This is a genomic window from Actinotignum schaalii FB123-CNA-2 (assembly GCF_000411135.1).
Lineage (GTDB): Bacteria > Actinomycetota > Actinomycetes > Actinomycetales > Actinomycetaceae > Actinotignum > Actinotignum schaalii_A.
In genome coordinates this window covers 447,739-464,691 of sequence record NZ_KE150262.1, presented here as the reverse complement: position 1 = coordinate 464,691, position 16,953 = coordinate 447,739, and the positions used below count along the sequence as shown (strand labels likewise).

16 protein-coding genes are annotated in these 16,953 nt (G+C 61.2%); 8 read left to right on the top strand and 8 right to left on the bottom strand.

The window, feature by feature from the left end:
- Positions 1–35: 35 nt before the first annotated feature.
- From HMPREF9237_RS01910 to rplI, 3 genes are all read left to right on the top strand, one after another.
- Entirely contained in the window at positions 36–608 is a 573-nt protein-coding gene (locus HMPREF9237_RS01910; protein ID WP_016442032.1) for a single-stranded DNA-binding protein, read from the top strand.
- Positions 609–769: 161 nt separating this feature from the next.
- Complete coding sequence (rpsR, locus tag HMPREF9237_RS01905) at positions 770–1,009, top strand: 30S ribosomal protein S18 (protein WP_016442031.1); 240 nt, start codon at positions 770–772, stop codon at positions 1,007–1,009.
- Positions 1,010–1,020: 11 nt separating this feature from the next.
- Complete coding sequence (rplI, locus tag HMPREF9237_RS01900; RefSeq protein WP_016442030.1) at positions 1,021–1,476, top strand: 50S ribosomal protein L9; 456 nt, start codon at positions 1,021–1,023, stop codon at positions 1,474–1,476.
- Positions 1,477–1,809: 333 nt separating this feature from the next.
- Here rplI and HMPREF9237_RS01895 read toward each other — a convergent pair whose 3' ends face one another.
- On the bottom strand, positions 1,810–3,243 hold the full coding sequence (locus tag HMPREF9237_RS01895) for an MATE family efflux transporter (protein WP_016442029.1): 1,434 nt from the start codon (positions 3,241–3,243) through the stop codon (positions 1,810–1,812).
- Positions 3,244–3,587: 344 nt separating this feature from the next.
- On the opposite strand from HMPREF9237_RS01895, the gene dnaB reads away from it, so the two are divergent.
- Positions 3,588–4,952: a replicative DNA helicase gene (gene dnaB, locus HMPREF9237_RS01890; RefSeq protein ID WP_016442028.1), complete on the top strand. Its 1,365-nt coding sequence runs from the start codon at positions 3,588–3,590 to the stop codon at positions 4,950–4,952.
- Positions 4,953–5,049: 97 nt separating this feature from the next.
- Here the strand turns inward: dnaB and HMPREF9237_RS01885 are convergent, their stop codons facing one another.
- From HMPREF9237_RS01885 to HMPREF9237_RS01865, 5 genes are all read right to left on the bottom strand, one after another.
- Positions 5,050–6,273 (bottom strand): serine hydrolase domain-containing protein, encoded by a 1,224-nt coding sequence (locus tag HMPREF9237_RS01885; protein ID WP_016442027.1) that lies wholly within the window; start codon positions 6,271–6,273, stop codon positions 5,050–5,052.
- Positions 6,270–6,992 (bottom strand): HD domain-containing protein, encoded by a 723-nt coding sequence (locus tag HMPREF9237_RS01880; protein ID WP_016442026.1) that lies wholly within the window; start codon positions 6,990–6,992, stop codon positions 6,270–6,272. The genes HMPREF9237_RS01885 and HMPREF9237_RS01880 overlap by 4 nt, the downstream gene beginning before the upstream one ends.
- A 39-nt stretch (positions 6,993–7,031) precedes the next feature.
- Entirely contained in the window at positions 7,032–7,598 is a 567-nt protein-coding gene (locus HMPREF9237_RS01875; protein WP_016442025.1) for a YdcF family protein, read from the bottom strand.
- A gap of 3 nt (positions 7,599–7,601) precedes the next feature.
- Entirely contained in the window at positions 7,602–8,405 is an 804-nt protein-coding gene (gene thiD / locus HMPREF9237_RS01870) for a bifunctional hydroxymethylpyrimidine kinase/phosphomethylpyrimidine kinase (protein ID WP_016442024.1), read from the bottom strand.
- A 236-nt stretch (positions 8,406–8,641) separates the two neighbouring features.
- Positions 8,642–9,481 (bottom strand): aldo/keto reductase, encoded by an 840-nt coding sequence (locus HMPREF9237_RS01865; RefSeq protein WP_016442023.1) that lies wholly within the window; start codon positions 9,479–9,481, stop codon positions 8,642–8,644.
- A 367-nt stretch (positions 9,482–9,848) separates the two neighbouring features.
- Between HMPREF9237_RS01865 and HMPREF9237_RS01860 the strand changes: the two genes are divergently transcribed.
- A complete protein-coding gene (locus HMPREF9237_RS01860) occupies positions 9,849–11,216 on the top strand; it encodes an alpha/beta fold hydrolase (RefSeq protein WP_016442022.1) in 1,368 nt (455 codons plus the stop codon).
- A gap of 57 nt (positions 11,217–11,273) precedes the next feature.
- Here the strand turns inward: HMPREF9237_RS01860 and HMPREF9237_RS01855 are convergent, their stop codons facing one another.
- A complete protein-coding gene (locus HMPREF9237_RS01855; protein WP_016442021.1) occupies positions 11,274–11,948 on the bottom strand; it encodes a 1-acyl-sn-glycerol-3-phosphate acyltransferase in 675 nt (224 codons plus the stop codon).
- 99 nt (positions 11,949–12,047) lie between these two features.
- Positions 12,048–13,373: a threonine ammonia-lyase IlvA gene (ilvA, locus tag HMPREF9237_RS01850; RefSeq protein ID WP_016442020.1), complete on the bottom strand. Its 1,326-nt coding sequence runs from the start codon at positions 13,371–13,373 to the stop codon at positions 12,048–12,050.
- Between the two features lie 76 nt (positions 13,374–13,449).
- On the opposite strand from ilvA, the gene HMPREF9237_RS01845 reads away from it, so the two are divergent.
- The 3 genes from HMPREF9237_RS01845 (at position 13,450) to HMPREF9237_RS01835 (ending at position 16,577) form a co-directional block, all read left to right on the top strand.
- A complete protein-coding gene (locus HMPREF9237_RS01845) occupies positions 13,450–14,148 on the top strand; it encodes an adenylate cyclase (protein ID WP_039898187.1) in 699 nt (232 codons plus the stop codon).
- Between the two features lie 581 nt (positions 14,149–14,729).
- Positions 14,730–15,950, top strand: a complete 1,221-nt coding sequence (locus tag HMPREF9237_RS01840; protein ID WP_039898185.1) for an AAA family ATPase — start codon at positions 14,730–14,732, stop codon at positions 15,948–15,950.
- 9 nt (positions 15,951–15,959) lie between these two features.
- Positions 15,960–16,577, top strand: coding sequence for an RloB family protein (locus HMPREF9237_RS01835; protein ID WP_016442017.1), 618 nt, complete (start codon positions 15,960–15,962; stop codon positions 16,575–16,577).
- The last annotated feature ends 376 nt before the right edge of the window (positions 16,578–16,953 follow it).

The window sequence follows — 16,953 nt, the reverse complement described above, 5'->3', positions numbered from 1 at the left end:
GAATCTGAGAAAACAACGGGGTAATAGGAGCGATTATGGCAAACGAACCGGTCATTACGATCGTCGGTAACCTCACCGCCGATCCGGAAATGCGTTTCACGTCAGGTGGTGTGGCGGTCGCGAGCTTCACGGTTGCTTCCACCCCGCGCAAGCGCAATGCCCAAACTGATCAGTGGGAAGATGGCGAGCCAATGTTCGTGCGGTGCTCGGCGTGGCGTGACTACGCGGAGAATGTCGCCGAATCGCTGTCCAAGGGCATGCGCGTGCTGGTAACGGGCCGGCTTACGGTCAACCGTTACCAGACCCAGAACGGAGAACAGCGCGAAGGTCTGGAACTTCAGGTTGATGAAATCGGGCCCTCGCTGCGTTACGCCAAGGCCCAGGTCACGAAAACCAGTGGCGGCGGTAATTACAACCGCGGCAACCAGGGTGGCTACGGCCAGAACCCGGGCGGTCAAGGTGCGCCAAGCGGCCAGGGCGGGCAGGGCTCCTACGGGGGTCAGGCCAGCTACAACGCTCCGCAGGGCGGCTCGGCTTACGATCCGTGGAGCCAGCAGCCGCAAGCCCCGCAGGGCGGTTCCGCTTTCGACGATATGCCCCCGTTCTAAATTTCCGTCTGGATTTCAGTTCTAGATTTTCGGGATTACGCACACACCAGTTATTGACATTTTGACTCGGGCAACCGCCCCGCAGCGCGCCGCGCAGTGTAACGCGCGGGATTCACGGGGATTGCGCTAGGCACGAGTCGCAGCAACATTAGGAGACAACTATGGCGAAGGGACATCTTCGCAAGCCGTTGAAGCGGAAGACCGCTCCGGTGAAGGCCATCAAGGTCGGCAATATTGACTACAAGGACACCGCTACGCTGCGCAAGTTCATTTCGGACCGCGGCAAGATCCGCGCCCGCCGCGTGACCGGTGTCAACGTTCAGGAGCAGCGCAAGATCGCCAAGGCGATTAAGAACGCCCGTGAGATGGCTCTGCTTCCCTACTCGAGCAACGCTCGCTAAGGAGGCACATAATGAAGCTCATTCTTACGCACGACGTCGAACGCCTCGGCACCGCCGGTGACGTTGTCACCGTCAAGGACGGCTACGGCCGTAACTACCTGCTGCCGCGTGGCTACGCCACTCCGTGGACCAAGGGTGCCCAGAAGCAGATCGACCAGATGGCCGAAGCGCGCCGCAAGCGCTCCATCACCGATCTGGAAGCCGCGCACGCGCTGCGCGATGCGCTCAACGAAGCCGTGGTGCAGGTGAAGAAGGCCGCCGGTGAAAACGGCCGCCTCTTCGGTGCGGTGACCTCCAAGGACATTGCCGAAGCCGCCACTGAAACCGTGGGCAAGCCGGTGGACAAGCGTTGGATTACGCTTGCCTCCCCGATCAAGTCCCTGGGCAGCTACACCGCCAAGGTGCGGGTGCATGAGGATGTCACGGCATCCCTTCAGGTGGATGTGCTGCGTGCACCCAAGAAGTAATAGCTGATAGCTAGCTGATCAGCACGCGAAGGCGGGGGAGACCGGATGTGGTCTCCCCCGCCTTTGTGCTGCCCGGGCAAGTTTCGTGCTGCCGCTGCTACCGTGCCCGTTGCCGTACCACGCCTGTTCGCACTCCCACGGGCTCCACGAGTCACGTGCTCTACGAATCACGGGCCACGGGTCACCTTCCACAAGAACCTCAGAAGTCACACTGGCACCAGCGGGGGTGCTAGGTGTTTTCGGAGGTGTACTTCGTATGTACGACATCCGCAGTACACCCCGGAAAACACATACCGGGTCCGGCGCCCTACCTCCCCGGCCCTGGGCCATGGCCTAGCTCGAGCTCCCGAGCTGCACCCACTTTTCCCCGCGTACCCGCAGGTACATGGGCAGGGCCCGCGCGTTCATGCACACCCCGGCATAGCCGATCCACAGCCAGATGAAGCCGGACTGCCCGGACGTCCATTCCAGCAGAGCGAGCACCATGGGCCCGTACAGGGCGAGGGGGATAAACATCATCCACGCGAGGGTTTTAAGATCGCCCGCGCCAATGAGGACGCCGTCGAGAATAAATGCCACCGAGGCGATGGGGAAAAACACCGCGATGACGAGGAGCCCCCAGAAAGCCAGCCAGCGCACGTCCCCCGCGGTGCTCATGATCCGCACGATCAGCGGCGAGGTCAGAACAGTGGCCGCGCCCAGCACCGCGCCGACGCTCATGCCGCGGCTCAGGCAGCGCCCGAGCACCGTTCGCAGGCGTGATTCGTCGCCGGCCCCGGAGGCTTGGCCCACGAGGATTTGCGCGGCCATGGCGAGGGCGTCCAGCCCGTAGGAGGCGAAATTCCAGATCGTCATGGTGATTTGGTTCGCGGCCAGCGCTTCGGTGCCGAGTTGGGTCGCCCCGGTTATTTGCAGCAGGATCAGCACGCGCAGCACCGCGGAACGCACGATGAGGGGCACGGAATCGTGGAGGGCGCGGAGCACACCCACTCCACGCGGTGCGAGCGGGGCGTGGTGCTCGCGCGCATGATGTACGACGACGCCGGTAAGGACCACGCCCATGACCGTTTGCGCCGCTGCGGTACCGATTCCGGCTCCCGCCAGGCCCAACCCGGCCGGGTAGATGAAAACGAAGTTGAGGGGAATGTTGACGAGTGCGCCGAGTACCGAAACTTTGAAGGGCGTGGTGGTGTTCCCGAGCCCGCGCAGAGTTCCGGTGGCGGCGAGGACGACGAGCATACCGGGGAGCCCCGCGGCGGAGAAACGCAAATAGCGTGCCCCCTCGGTGATAACGACTCCCTCCGCCCCGAAGACCGCCAGAATCTGGGGCGCCCAGATAGCCAGGATCGCTCCGAGCAGCACGCCCAGGGTACCGGCTAGCCAGAGCCCATCCATGCCCTGGGACAGGGCGGCTTTCATGCGCCCGGCTCCCACGTAGCGGGCGGTGGCGGAGGTGGTGGCGTAGGCCAGGAAAATGCACAGCCCCACGAGGGTGGTGAGAATTGTGGAGGCGAGGGCGAGGCCGGCAAGCGGCCCGGTGCCCAGGTGGCCGACCATAACGGTATCCGTGGCGACGAGGAGTGGTTCGGCCAGGAGAGAACCGAGGGAGGGTAGGGCCAGGCGCGCGATCTCGCGGTCGATAGCGTGCTTGGTTGTGGGGGTCTTGGAGCTGGTCGTACCGGAGTCAGTGGTGCAGGACTCGTCTTTGTTGGCACTGTTCGCGCGGTCCCCAACGGGGCCGTCATGATGCTTCTCGGGTGTCGTCACGTCCGCTAGCTTAGCTGAGTCACACCCGAGCGAGCCTACTTGAGGAAAGCCTCAACGTGAGTGACGTCACGTAGTTAAGATGTGGAGAACTCGAAGTCATATCTTTCCACAGTTGTGGACAAACTTGGGGACGGGATACCGGGGATTTCCCCCACTCCATCCACAGTTGTGGATAGTTGTGGGTACAAATGGTGAACAATCCCCAAGCTATCCACAGTTTGTCCACCGGTTATGCACGGATACCCCGGCGTGTTTACACATCCGCGCAGGAGAATTAACTTGAAATTCACCTCGTAAACGCGTTACGAAAGCCAGTGGAGATCTATCGCCGAGAAAGGGAAGCTATGTCCGTCATCAATAACGGTGCAAAGATGCAGGGGTCATCTTTCGAACGTACCCCTCCCCAAAACCTCTCGGCGGAACAATCTGTTTTGGGCGGGATGCTGCTCTCCAAAGATGCCATTGCCGATGTGGTGACAGTGCTGACCGCCGATGATTTTTACCATCCCTCAAATGCCACAGTCTTCACGGTTATCCTGGAGCTTTTCGGGCGTGGGGAGCCGGCAGATGCCATTACCGTGGGTGCGGAACTCAAGAAGCGCGGGGATCTTGAGCGTATCGGCGGGCTGCCGTATCTGCACACCCTGGTTGCTTCGGTGCCCACGGCTGCGAATGCCGGATATTACGCGAATATTGTGCGCGAACAATCCCAGCTGCGCGGCTTGGTGGAAGTGGGCACCCGCATCGCCCAGCTCGGCTACACCACGGACGGCGCGGATGTTATGGGCCTCATTAATATGGCCCAATCAGAAGTTTTTTCTCTCGGGCAATCGCGTGAGGCCACGGACTACGCCACGATGGCGGAAATCGTTCCCGGGCTTTTGGATGAGCTGGAGAAGAACGCGGAACGCGCCGGCCAATTAGAAGGTGTGGCTACCGGGTTTATCGACCTGGATGCCAAGCTCAACGGCCTGCGCGCCGGGCAGATGATTATTGTGGCGGCCCGCCCGGGTGCGGGTAAATCCACTCTGGCGATGGATTTTTGCCGGCAGGCTGCCATCCATAACCACCAGCCGGTGGTCTACTTCTCCCTGGAAATGAACCGTACGGAGTTGTCGATGCGTTTGCTCGCTGCCGAAGCGGGAGTGTTCCAAGATCGCATGATTAAAGGTGAGATGACACAGCAGGATTGGGACAAAGTCGCCGGTGCCGTCGAACGTATTTCTACCGCGCCGCTCATTGTGGATGATTCTCCGAATCTCACCTTGCCGGAAATCCGTGCGAAATCGCGCCGGCTTAAGCAGCAGCACGATATTCAGATGATCGTGATTGACTACCTCCAGCTTTTGGCTTCGGCCGGGAAGGTTCCCGAATCGCGCCAGCAGGAAGTCTCGGAGTTTTCGCGTTCGATTAAGTTGCTCGCTAAGGAATTGGAAATTCCTATTATTGCGGTGGCGCAGCTCAACCGTGATTCGGAAAAGCGTAATGATAAGCGCCCTCAGGTGGCTGACCTGCGTGAATCGGGTTCGCTGGAGCAGGATGCCGACGTCGTCCTTCTTATCCACCGCGATGATATGTACCATCAGGATTCTGAGAAGGCAGGCCTGGCGGAAGTCATTATCGGCAAGCAGCGTTCCGGGCCCACCGGCACGGTAGAGGTGGCTTTCCAGGGCCATTACGCGCGTTTCGCAAATCTCGCGGAAAACTAAGCCTGTGGAGCAAAATCGCGGGGGTGCCGCTGCCGATCTGCAACGCACCCCCGCGTAAAATACTTTTTCTACCACCGGCACTCTGCCGCTGGGTTAGTTAAGCCAACTCGAGGCTGTCCCGTACCGCGGCGAGGAGCCGGCAGACGCGCGCCTGCGGGAGCGGTTCGGAGGAGAGCTGGTTCTCCACGTAGGAGAAGGAGATCCCGGTGCCCGGGTCCGCGAAGGAAAGGCAGCCGCCGCGCCCATTGTGCCCGAAGCTGCCGCGGGAGAGCATGGGTTCGCGCTGGCTTCCCAGCTGGAAGACCAGCCCGTAGCGGGAGGTCGAATCACATAGGACTTCGTCGAAGCCTTCGGCGCGAGTGGCTGATACCGCGGTGATGAGCTCGGCGTCGTAGCGCGCATAGCGCCCGTCGCAGAACATGGCGTAGAGGGTTGCCAAGGAGAGCGCATCAGCATGCCCGTTGATAGAGGGCATTTCCGCATCGAGGAAATGCGGGTCGGTGATGGCCGAATCGGTATCCTTCGGGGATTGGTAGGCGTAGGAGGTTGTGGACTTCGGGTCGGCCTGGGCCTGGCGCAGCGCCCCGCCCCAGCCTTGGGTGCGAGGCCCCCAGAAATGCTTGGCGATGCGCGACCGCTCGGATTCGGGGCAACCGATCCACACGGAAAGGTTGAGGGGAGCCCGGAAGTTTTCTTCCAGGTAGTGCTTGGGAGTGAGGCCGGAAACCCGCCGCACCAGCTCTCCGGCCAGATAGCCCATGGAGAGTGCGTGGTAGCCGTGTTTGGTTCCGGGCTCCCAGCGCGGGGCCTGGGCGGCGAGCTCGGAGGTAATAAGATCCCAATCGAATAGCGCGCTCGCGGGCAGAATATGGTCAAAACCGGGCAGGCCGGCGGAGTGGCTGGCCAGCTGACTCACCCGAATATCTTCTTTGCCATTGGCGGCAAATTCGGGCCAATAGTCTGCCACTCGCGCATCCGGATCGATAAGCCCGCGTGCCACGGAATCCGCGAAGCAAATCCCGGTCAGGCCTTTCGTTTGGGAGAAAATAAGCTGCACCGCGTTATCCGGGTAGGGCGTGCGTTCCTCGATGGGGTCTTCAACGACGGCGCCATCGGCCACGCCGCCCCCGGTATTTGCACCGGCAGGCGGGTTCCAGCCCCCGTAAATATTAACCACGGGTTCGCCGTGCCAGAGGACCGCGATTTGCCCGCCGCGATCCTGGTTGGTGGCGATGGAGGCGGCGAAAGCGTCCACCACCCGTGCAAATTCCGGGGCGTAGGAGCCACGGATGGAATCGCGCGCCTGCGTGAATGTTGTCATGGATTCCTCCTTGAGTGCGCCGAGGGTAGTGATTTTCCCTCGGCAAGGTCCATATACGGGTGCGCGGTGGCTAGCTGCTCACGCATCCGGGAAAAGTAATACTCCTGAAATTCCAGTGCTTCAATCCAGAGGCGTTGCGCGCTCCGGGTGGCGCAGCGGTAGTTACGTTCGCGCCCCAGGCGCGCCAGGTATCCGTCGATAAAATTGAGCTGTTCAGGGAGCGGCATGGCGTCCATATTGTGATACAGCAGGGTGTCGTGGATGCGGTAGACACTGAAACGGTCCACGTTATCGCAGTCTCCGACCGACTGCGCGAGCACGCTGGCCTCCGCCGGGTATTCGCGCTGGCCGCGATATTCGGGGGAGTCTTCCGGATATTCGCTGCGGCCATCGGTGTGCATGGCGATGCCCTGGCAGATCTCCGTGACTTCCGCTTCCGGCATGCCCAGGCTTTCCAAAAATGGGCGGACGATTCGCGCGCCGGCCCGGCCGTGATCTACCGGCCGCGCGGAATCAAATTTCCCGATATCGTGCAGGAGGCAGGCAATTTCGAGGGTATCTACCGCGAGGCCTTCGGACATCGCGACCCCGCGCCCGATGGCCGCGACCCGTAAACAGTGTTCGTAGCGGTAGCGGCGGGCGCGCGCGCTGGCCGGGGCACCTTCCAGGTGCTCGCGCAGGAACGCGAGGGCGGGGCGCAGGTACGGATTCGTTGTCACGTTTCTATTGTGGCACGCCGCGCCAGCTCCCTTCCGTACTTAAGTGCTACGACGACGCTTGCGCACCCGGCGCGCCACTATCCGCGCCAGGTAAATCCCCACCGCTCCCAATTCCCAGATGAGGGCTTTCGGGGTGGTGGAGGGCGCAAGGCTGGCCCCGCGCATGACCGGGCTGAATCCGAATTTCACCGCGAAGTACCGGGTGCGGGGTACGTGCTGCCAGGAGGTCACGATGACCGCGGCGATGGTGCCATCCGGGAGCAAGCCGGGAACCGGCTCCCGCCCGCGGAGCAACGCGGCGCAATCGCCCATATTTTCTTCGGTGGTGCGCGAGTGGCTTTCTGCCAGGATCGCGCTGCGCGGCACTCCGCGAGAGGCGAGCCAGGAGGCCATGACCTGGGCTTCGCTGGGCACGCTGGGTGAGGACCGCCCGCCCGAGCAGATGAGGGCGGGGCGTGCCCCGCGCGACCGCGCGTAGCGATATTCGGCCAGGGCCCGTGCAAGGCGGCGTTTCAAACTCCCGCTGGGCAGGTAGCCATGGCGGGTGTGCATGATCCGGCCGCCCAGCACAATAATGACCGGGACGGCCGGATCGATGCCGGGCATGGCCTAGTCCTGATCCTGGTAAGCACCCTGCCACACGGTGGCGAAGGGGGTATTGGCTTCCACGCGGGCCTCAATACCGGCGGTCACCATATCCTTGGCACGCTGCACGGCTTCGTGGATCTCTACGCCCTTGGCCAGTTCCGCGGTGATGGCTGCGGCCAGGGTGCAGCCGGCACCCGATACGCGCTCTTCACCGATCTTCGGGGCGCGGTACACGGTGGCTTTCTCACCATCCCAGAGCACATCCACGGCATCCGGGCCGGGGAAATCAATCCCGCCCTTGACCACCACGTTCTTCGGGCCGAGCTCACCGATACGCTTGGCGGCTTCGATGAGATCCTCCTCAGTTTCCAGCGTATCCAAGCCGGAGAGGGTACGAGCCTCAAAATTATTTGGGGTGGTGACGGTGGCGAAGGGAAGAATCTTGGTGCGCAGCGCATTATCGGTATCCAGTGCCTGGCCCGGTTCCTGACCCTTGCAGATGAGGACCGGATCCACCACCACATTGTCCCATTCCTGGGAAGCGAGCCCGGCGCGCACTGCTTCAATAGTATCCGGGTGGCCGAGCATGCCGACCTTCGCGGTGCGAATATTCTGGGAGCGCAGCGCCGCTTCCATCTGGGCGCTAATCACTTCCGGAGGGACGGGCACGAAGCGATGGTTCCAGTTATTGTTCGGGTCGAAGGACACGATACACGTGAGCGTGCCCATGCCGTACACCCCGAGCTGCTGGAAGGTCTTCAAATCAACTTGGAATCCAGCACCGCCGGTAGCTTCAGACCCGGCGATGGTGTATGCAAAATACATTCCGCTCCTTTTCCTTACGGGTTCCTGGCACGGTGACGTTCACCTGATATTCCGCCCCGACCCACCGGGGCGTGACCTGCCTTTCACCACTTCTATGCTAGCGAAGGGCTACGCCATATTTATGGGGCGTTTTATGCGCTGGACACCAAAGCTCCGGCATTAGCCCAGCTCAGCGCGCGCGTCCAGGCCACCGCCCGGTTCAGGCCAGCCCGGTCCAGCCCCGCCCAGCTCAGCCGCTATTCCCCGTTGCGACGGAAGGTATCGGGGTGGCGCCCGGTGCGCCCGGCTTCGAAACGATCCATATTGTCGATCTCCTCGGCTTCTTCTTTGAGGAGAGTGAAATCGAGGCAGGCCAGGTTTTCAGCCAGGTGCGCGGCGGAGGACGCCCCGGGGAAGACGATCCGCCCGCGCGAGAGGTGCCAGAGCAATACCAGTTGGGCAACGGTGCACCCCTTAGCAGCCGCCAGCTCGGCAAGCACGGCGTCGTCGTTCACAGCCCCGCGCGCCAGCGGCGCCCACGCTTCCACGCGAATCCCGGCATCGGTGCAATACTGCGTGACCTCGGCGTTCTGGAAATAGGGGTGCGCTTCGATTTGATTGACGGCGGGCTGGATCTGCGCGGCGAAACGCAGCGCCTCGAGGTGGTGACGCTCGAAATTGGATACGCCAATCGCCAGGGCGCGTCCGTCGGCCACGAATTCCTCCATGACCTGGTACGCCTCCACGTAATCGCCGCTGAGCATGGGCCAGTGGATGAGGAAAAGATCAACGTAATCGGTGCCGAGCTGCGCGAGTGAACGCGCGAACGTTTCCCGCACGGCGCGCGGGGCGTGATTGGGGTTATCGAGTTTCGTGACGAGGAAAATATCTTCGCGATCCACGCCGGATTCCGCGATTGCCTGGCCGACCGCGGCTTCGTTGCCGTACATTTGCGCGGTGTCGATATGCCGGTAGCCCATGGCGAGTGCCTCGCGCACGGCCCGGCGCGCGGTGGCATCGTCCATGCGGTAGGTTCCGATTCCCAGTTGCGGAATCCAATGGCCGGAATTGAGGGGAAGAAGCGGGATTGTTGCCATGGCTCTATTCTTGCAGAAGGTACGACGGCGCAGCCGCACTCTGGCCCCCGGCCAGTTACTCTAACATTGTTAGAGTAACTTTAGAGTAGCTTCGGGAGAGCCCGAGAAAACGTTGCTATGGCGCGGATTTCTACTCTCACACCAGATGTTAGAGTACTTTAGAGTAGATGTGAGAGTAGCTGTTATAGCTACCGGGAAGCCCCGAGCCACCCGCCCCGGCGCCCGGGTGGCTTACTCACAGCTCAGAGCGAATCAATGGCATTTTTGGCGGTCACCAAATCCGCGCCGGTGCGCTCGCGGCCCCGCAGAAATGAGAGCTACCGTACAGCCGGCGAGAACTGCGCCTCGCTCAGGTAATCTTCACGGTATGAGCGCGGTTACCTATCGTTTTCAGGGCTACACAGTCATCGAGCACCGCATCCAGGTGCCCCTTGATTACTTTGGTGCGTTCACCGAGCTGCCCCCGGATGAAAATATCGCCCATGTTCCCGCTACTATCACGGTGTTTGCGCGGGAAATCGTGCGGGCCGGCCGCGAGGATGCGCCGCGATTGGTGTATCTGGAAGGCGGGCCGGGTCACGCGGCACCGCGCCCTGCGGGGCTGAGCGGCTGGCAGGACCTGCTACTCAACCACTATCGCCTCGTCCTGCTCGATGAACGCGGCACCGGCAATTCGTATCCGCTTGATTCCCTCACCATTACCGCGGCCGGCAGTCCCGCCGCACAGGCAGCGCTGCTGTCCTGTTTCCGCCAGGACTCTATTGTGAACGACGCCGAACACCTGCGCCGCCACCTCCAAGGCGATGAACCGTGGAGTGTGCTGGGGCAAAGCTTCGGGGGTTTCGCCGCGGTATCCTATCTCTCCCACGCGCCGGCGGGGCTGCGCGAAGCCATGATCACCGGCGGGCTGCCCAGTCTGGACGAGGGCCCGCAAGCCGTGTACCGGCAGACTTTCCCGCGGCTGGCCGCCCGGCATCGCGCCTATTTCGAGCGCTACCCGAATGACGAAGATACCGCCTGGTATATCGCCACCCACCTGGCGGATGTGGAAGAAATCCTGCCTACCGGGGAGCGCCTCACCCCGGCGCGGTTCCGCCAGCTCGGCCAGCGCCTCGGCTTCACCTACGGCTTCGAGCAGCTCCACTACCTGCTTGAAGACCCTGTCTGGTCCTTCCGCGGGCAACGCCGGCTACGCCCCGGTTTCCTTCAGCGCGTGGGAGAAGCGGTGTCCGCCGCGCGCGCCCCGCTCTATTTCGCGCTCCAGGAAGCCATTTATGCACAATCGGGCACCGGCCCGCTGGCCTGGGCCGCTCACCGGGTCCGCGGGGAATTCCCCGAATTTGCTATTCCCGCGCTCGCGATGGGCGGGGTGGGTGAAACTGATCTGCGCAAGGAAGGGCTGGGCTTCCGTTTCTCCGGGGAAAGTGTTTTCCCCTGGCAGTTCGAGCAGGATCCGGCGCTGCTTCCGCTGCGCGGGGCGGCTAATGAGCTGGCCTTCCGCACGTCCTGGCATGATCTGTATCGCCCGGATGTGCTGGGTGGCAACCAGGTGCCGGTGGCGGCGTGGATTTTCCGTGAGGATATGTACGTGCCGGCCGATATTTCCCTGGAAACCGCGGGGCGGATCCGCGGCCTGACCGCGCTGGTGAGTGATGATTACCAGCACGATGCGCTGGGCCGCGATCCGCATACCGTGATCAGTGCGCTGCTCGAGGCGGTGCACCGGGCGCGGTAAACGGTAGCTCAGCGGCCCCGGCCGCTCACGCCGCGCCACCGCGGTAGGTCCCGGCCGCTACTCGGTAATCCCCACCCCGCCGGTTTCCCGATTCATCCGAATCGCAAAAGCGCGCGCTTCGTCCAGGTCGATGCCGTCGAGGAGGTGGGCGCGGGCGGCGGCGTCGTCCTCAGCGCGCAAACGCGGTACCGAGCGCTTGATGCCGTTCTTCCCCACGAAATCGCGGTAAAAATCGCGCAGAATGTCCATATCTGCCTCGACGTCGCCGGAAAGATACAGGTGCTTCCACCACCCGTACGTTTTGGTGCGCGAATCAATGAAGCCGAGGGTGATGGGTAGGCGCCCGGCCAGGCCCATACGGTAGAAACCAGATTTCCAGTACTGAACGTCCTTCCGGGTGCCTTCCGGTGCGAGCGCCACGCAGAATTCTTCGCTGCGTTCGGCCTGTTCGAGCAGCGAGCCCACGATTCCGCTGGGGTGGTTGCGATCCACCGAAATTCCACCGACAGCGCGCACGATCGCCCCCAGCACCGGGGCCTGCACGAGCGAATTTTTGACCAGGAATTTCATGGAGCGCCCGTAACTCCAAAACGCGACAATATCGTAAATGCCATCCCAATTGGAGGAATGCGGGGCACCGATGAGGATGGTTTTTGGCGCGATGGGTTCGTGCACAAACGTCCAACGGGAGCAGGCGCGGAAAATGCGCGCGGCGGCGCTACGGAATGCCATGGGGGTCCTTTCGCGTAGGGTGGCGTCTGGCCGGTATTGTACCCGCTTCTTGCGCAGCGCTTTTAAGTACGACGGCGCAGCGCCGGCCAGGTGCCGTGCCTAGATAAAGAAACGGAATTCGGGCGAGCCGGGTTCGACCTTGTGAATATCAATCCCGGAGCGGTCCATGCGATCCAGCAGGTCAGCGAGGTTTTCCGGGTGTTGGATATCGATACCGACCAGCGCCGGGCCGGTTTCACGGTTGGTTTTCTTCGTGTATTCGAAGTACACGATGTCTTCGTCGGCCACGAGCACGCGATCGAGGAATTCCTTGAGCGCTCCGGGTTTCTGGGCGAAGGTCACCAGGAAGTAGTGGCGTAGCCCTTCGTAGACCATCGAGCGTTCCAAAATATCGGCATAGCGGGACACGTCATTATTTCCACCCGAAATCACCGCGATGAGCGGGCGCGGCGTGGCGGCGGGATCGGCGCCACTGCCGGAGAGAGCGGCGTCGTCGTTCCCACTAACGCGGGTTTCGACCAGGGTGTTCAGGCGCCCCACCGCGGCCGGGGCGAGTGCGCCGGAAGGTTCGGCAATAATGCCGTCCACCTGGTAGAGGTTGAGCATTTCAGTGCACAGCGCGCCTTCGGGCACGGTGATGAAGCCGTCCACCAGGTCGCGCGCCACGGCGTAGGTGAGGTCCCCCACGCGCGCCACCGCGGTGCCGTCCGCGAAATTATCAACGGAGTCCAGCGTGACCGGCCCGCCCGCGGCCAGCGCGGCCTGCATGGAGGCGGCACCGGTGGGTTCCACCCCGATCACGCGGGTCTGCGGGTGCGCGTTTTTCACCCAGATCGCGGTGCCGGCCAGCAGCCCACCGCCGCCCACCGGCACGAGTACCGCTTCGGGTTCCTGTCCGCTTTGCTCCACACACTGTTCGTAAGCTTCGGCGATGACGGTGCCCTGCCCGGCGATAATCGGGGCGGCGTCGAAAGGATGCACAAAGGTCGCACCGTGCTCAGAGGCGTAAGCCAAGGCGGCGCCGGCTGCGGCGTCGAACGTAGGCCCGCCAATAATCTGTTCCACCCAGGCGCCCCCGATATCGCGGATGCGTTCGCGTTTCTGGCGCGGAGTGGTGGCGGGCAGGAAAATCTTGCCGTGAATCCGCAGGTGGTTGCAGGCGTACGCCACGCCCTGCGCGTGATTGCCGGCCGATGCGCACACCACCCCGGCGGCGCGTTCCTTCTCCCCGAGCGCGTGAATCGCGTTGTATGCCCCGCGGACTTTATAGCTGCGCCCGACCTGCGTATCTTCGCGTTTGAGATAAACGGGCCGGCCAAGGGCGGCGGAGAGGCGCTCGGATAGCTGCAGCGGGGTGCGGCGCACCGTGCCCGCGAGGGTGCGGGCGGCTGCGGCGATGAGCTCGGGTGAAGGTAATTGAGTCATCCTCCTATTGTGCCGGGATGCGGGTGCGATGGCGTGGCTGTTTCACCACGTGGGTGCGCGCGTCTACGATGGAAGCATGATGGAACCCGGCCACGGCCCCGGCGTCGACGCGGACGCCGATTTCGAATTCGAACGCAAATTCCTGGTGCGCGAACTGCCCGACGACGTCGCCGAGCACGCCTCCACCCAGGTCATCATCCAGGCATACACTTTCGCGCAAGACGGCTACGCGGTACGGGTGCGGGTACGTTTCCCCGATGCGTTCGTACCTTTTGATGAGTTCGACGACGCCGCCGACTTCCGCGGTGGTTACGAACGCCGTGCGCTCGCGCGGATGCTGGGGGCGGGATGCCCGGCGAGCGCATCGGTGGCGGTGAAATCCCCGGTGGTGAGCGCGGAACGCTACGAGAAGGAAATGGAAATTGATACCGATGTGGCCGTGCAGATTCTGCGGCGGTCGGTGGACCTGGTCCTCAAGAATCGTTTCTCCCTGTGGATTGATGAGGACGGGTGGGAATTCGATGCTTTTGGCGGGCAAAACGCGGGGCTTATTATCGCGGAAGTGGAGCGGCGCGCGCCGGTGGTGGATCTGAAAATTCCGGATTTTTGCGCCACCGAGGTTTCCGACGATCTGCGTTTCACCAATGACCATCTTTCCAAGGACCCGTGGATGCAATGGGGTGCGGCCTATATGGAGGAGCTGGATGCGCGCGGGCCGCATTTCCTGGACTTGCGCACGCCGCAGCAGCGCGAGCCCGAGGGCGAAGGTGCGTGAGCGCGCTATTTCCTGAGCCGAAGTAGCATTGCTTATTTCAGTTCCGATATGGCGTACTGAAACGAGACCTACGGGGCGTGTAGGCGCGGGTGCATGGCCGGAATATCGTTGAATTCCCGTTGAATGTGAGTAATGGCACGGCTGCGGGTGTCTCAAAAACTGCAAGCATTGTTGCGCATGCGTTTAGACTTATACAAGTACTCACTCGTTGTTACATTAACGGACCTGTGTCGCCATATTGGCGTGCACACCACGGCATGTGTATCACTCAACCTGAGGTGAGCGGGTTGCTTGATCCTGCCGTTGAGGGGCGGCGTACAAACGTCGCCCCTCTTTATTTTCAAAGTCGCTCGACTTGTTAAGAAATTAGGCTGATAGATAAAAGCGGGTCTTGTGATGGTGTGTCGCTATCTTGGACTGTTCCCTAAATGTAATGCGGTTGTAGTAAGATTCTTACTACAACCGCTGTAGGGGGTGAGAGGGTGCTGAGGAGCTTTACTGTCAAGAATTTTGCTTCGTTTAGGGATGAGGCAACGTTAGATTTACAAGCCACCAGGGAGCGGCAGCATTCGGAAACGCTGATGCATTTTCAACGTGCCCGGTGGCTTCCACTCACCATGATTTTCGGCCCGAACGCCTCGGGGAAATCGGCCTTAGTCCGTGCTTTCAAGGCGCTCCGCGGGCTTATTTCGGTTCGGCAGGATACCCGCGAACCGCTCACTCCACACGCTTTTGGGGAGCATGCCAAGCTGCCGTGTGAATTTACGATTGAATACTCGGTTCCGGTGGGTGGACGTGAGAAAATCGCGCGGTATCACGTGGCTGCAACGAATGCACGTGTGGTAAAAGAGTCTCTTCATCAGGTTCTTTTCGATGGCAGCCTCGATCTGGTTTTTGAACGGAGTAACCCGCAGGGGTACCCCGCGTCTTCCGTTACGTTTGGGGAGAAGTATTGCGGGGATGACGTGCTGCTTTCCTTCGGGAAAACGGTGTATCAGAGTACGTCGCTTTTGGGAGTAATCGGGCGTGATGATCGTGCACCGGCTTTCATCCAGGCGGCCTTTCGGTGGTTCTTCGATACTTTGCAGATCGTCGAACCGGATTCCCAGTACATACCGTTGCTCGGCAATCTTGACAGCGATTCCGCGTTCCGTGGAGCTATTTCTGCGGTACTTTCTCAAAGTGACACCGGAATTCAATCGCTCTTCACGCAGGAAGTGGATCTATCGCGGGTTCCTTTCACGCCGAAAGAGCTCATGGAGATTATGGAGATCGTCGCTAGTGGTAGGGATGTTCTCGCTTCGGCGTATAAAGAGCGATATCTCTTTACGCAGAAAGAAGACTCACCGGAAGAGATGACGGTGAGGGCTCTAAAAACTCTGCATGCTGAGGGCGTCACTTTCGACATTCTCGAGGAGTCGGACGGCACCCAGAGGTTCATTGACCTCCTCCCGATGCTTCTTGATTTGCAGACACCGGGCGTTCGCCGTGTTTATGTGGTGGATGAGTTGGAACGCTCGCTTCACCCCGCGTTGACCCGGCTTTTGGTGGAACGCTATTTGGAGGGGTGCTCCAAGGATACGCACACGCAGCTGATTTTTACGACACATGAAACGGAGCTACTCGATCAGGAATTGATTCGCCGGGATGAGGTGTGGCTGACGGAAAAGGTCGACGGCGCAGGCCAAGCATCCGAGCTCGTGGCGCTTTCTGACTATGCGCCGCAGGAGCTGCGCAAGGGGATGTCTTTGCGGGATGTCTACCTGAGTGGCCGCGTCGGAGCGCTTCCTAGAAAGATTTAGGAGCCGAAGATGGCGCGGAAACGAAATCAGCGGCCTGTCCGCAAACACCGTAAGCGAGTTGTCGTCGCCTCTGAGGGTGCTACCGAGCGCCTATATATCGCGTCGCTCATCAATGCTGATCGTTCCCTCACGTACACGCCTGTATCGGTCGGCAAACAGGGATCTGTTAAACAGCTGTTGCGAAAAATACGCGGAGAGCTTCAAAAGTACCCGCTCGAAAAAGAGGAGCATGCCTGGATCATCCTGGATGGCGACACGCTTGATTCTTCAGGGTGGGACATGCTCTCAGAATGGATGAACGGGCACGCGAATCGCCACGTGCTCGTCTCGAACCCATGCTTCGAAACGTGGCTGACTCTCCATTTTGATCCTCACCCCAGGGCTAAGACAGCGGCGCAGGCACTCGACGAGGTGCGGAAGTATGTACCCACATATAGCAAAGGTCAGGCAATCAAGGCGGTGCAGGACACGCTTCGCCCGCTACTCTCGGAAGCGGTCCGCAACGCGCAAGCCCGGGAGCAGGCGACAAGGGCTCCCGGGGTGTCTCTTTACGAACAGCTGGGATGCTCGCAGATCTACGAATTTATCGTCGCCTACGAAATTATCGCGGCTTTCGAAGGTCCATGACGGTCGGAGTAGTCCATTCCGCCCTAATGCCGGGTTCTGCTTCTAAGGCACGTGCCAGCGCCGCCACATAATAATTTCGAGGGAATTCCTCTCCGTCTTCTCGTGGCATTGTTATAACCGCATCGCACGATATGAATCGTTGTGCGATGCGGCCGTGATCGCGCGCTAACTCTAACAGTTCACACGCGATGCCGTCAGGGATTCTTGAACGTGCTTTTTCCCAGGCACGTAGGGTTCGCGGATCTACATCTAAAATGCGTGCAAGCTGCGTTGTGGAAAGTCCCAGCAAGTGTCGATAAGCCATGAAGACGGGCGCGTCCATAGAGGTAGTCCTTTCCGATATGGATCTGTAGGTCCATACACTTCTTTGACAAGG

Coding starts and splice junctions, on each gene's coding strand:
- HMPREF9237_RS01910 (WP_016442032.1), top strand. CDS start 36: ATGGCAAACGAACCGGTCATTACGATCGTCGGTAACCTCACCGCCGAT.
- rpsR (WP_016442031.1), top strand. CDS start 770: ATGGCGAAGGGACATCTTCGCAAGCCGTTGAAGCGGAAGACCGCTCCG.
- rplI (WP_016442030.1), top strand. CDS start 1,021: ATGAAGCTCATTCTTACGCACGACGTCGAACGCCTCGGCACCGCCGGT.
- dnaB (WP_016442028.1), top strand. CDS start 3,588: ATGTCCGTCATCAATAACGGTGCAAAGATGCAGGGGTCATCTTTCGAA.
- HMPREF9237_RS01885 (WP_016442027.1), bottom strand. CDS start 6,273: ATGACAACATTCACGCAGGCGCGCGATTCCATCCGTGGCTCCTACGCC.
- HMPREF9237_RS01875 (WP_016442025.1), bottom strand. CDS start 7,598: ATGCCCGGCATCGATCCGGCCGTCCCGGTCATTATTGTGCTGGGCGGC.
- thiD (WP_016442024.1), bottom strand. CDS start 8,405: ATGTATTTTGCATACACCATCGCCGGGTCTGAAGCTACCGGCGGTGCT.
- HMPREF9237_RS01865 (WP_016442023.1), bottom strand. CDS start 9,481: ATGGCAACAATCCCGCTTCTTCCCCTCAATTCCGGCCATTGGATTCCG.
- HMPREF9237_RS01860 (WP_016442022.1), top strand. CDS start 9,849: ATGAGCGCGGTTACCTATCGTTTTCAGGGCTACACAGTCATCGAGCAC.
- HMPREF9237_RS01855 (WP_016442021.1), bottom strand. CDS start 11,948: ATGGCATTCCGTAGCGCCGCCGCGCGCATTTTCCGCGCCTGCTCCCGT.
- ilvA (WP_016442020.1), bottom strand. CDS start 13,373: ATGACTCAATTACCTTCACCCGAGCTCATCGCCGCAGCCGCCCGCACC.
- HMPREF9237_RS01845 (WP_039898187.1), top strand. CDS start 13,450: ATGATGGAACCCGGCCACGGCCCCGGCGTCGACGCGGACGCCGATTTC.
- HMPREF9237_RS01840 (WP_039898185.1), top strand. CDS start 14,730: ATGCATTTTCAACGTGCCCGGTGGCTTCCACTCACCATGATTTTCGGC.
- HMPREF9237_RS01835 (WP_016442017.1), top strand. CDS start 15,960: ATGGCGCGGAAACGAAATCAGCGGCCTGTCCGCAAACACCGTAAGCGA.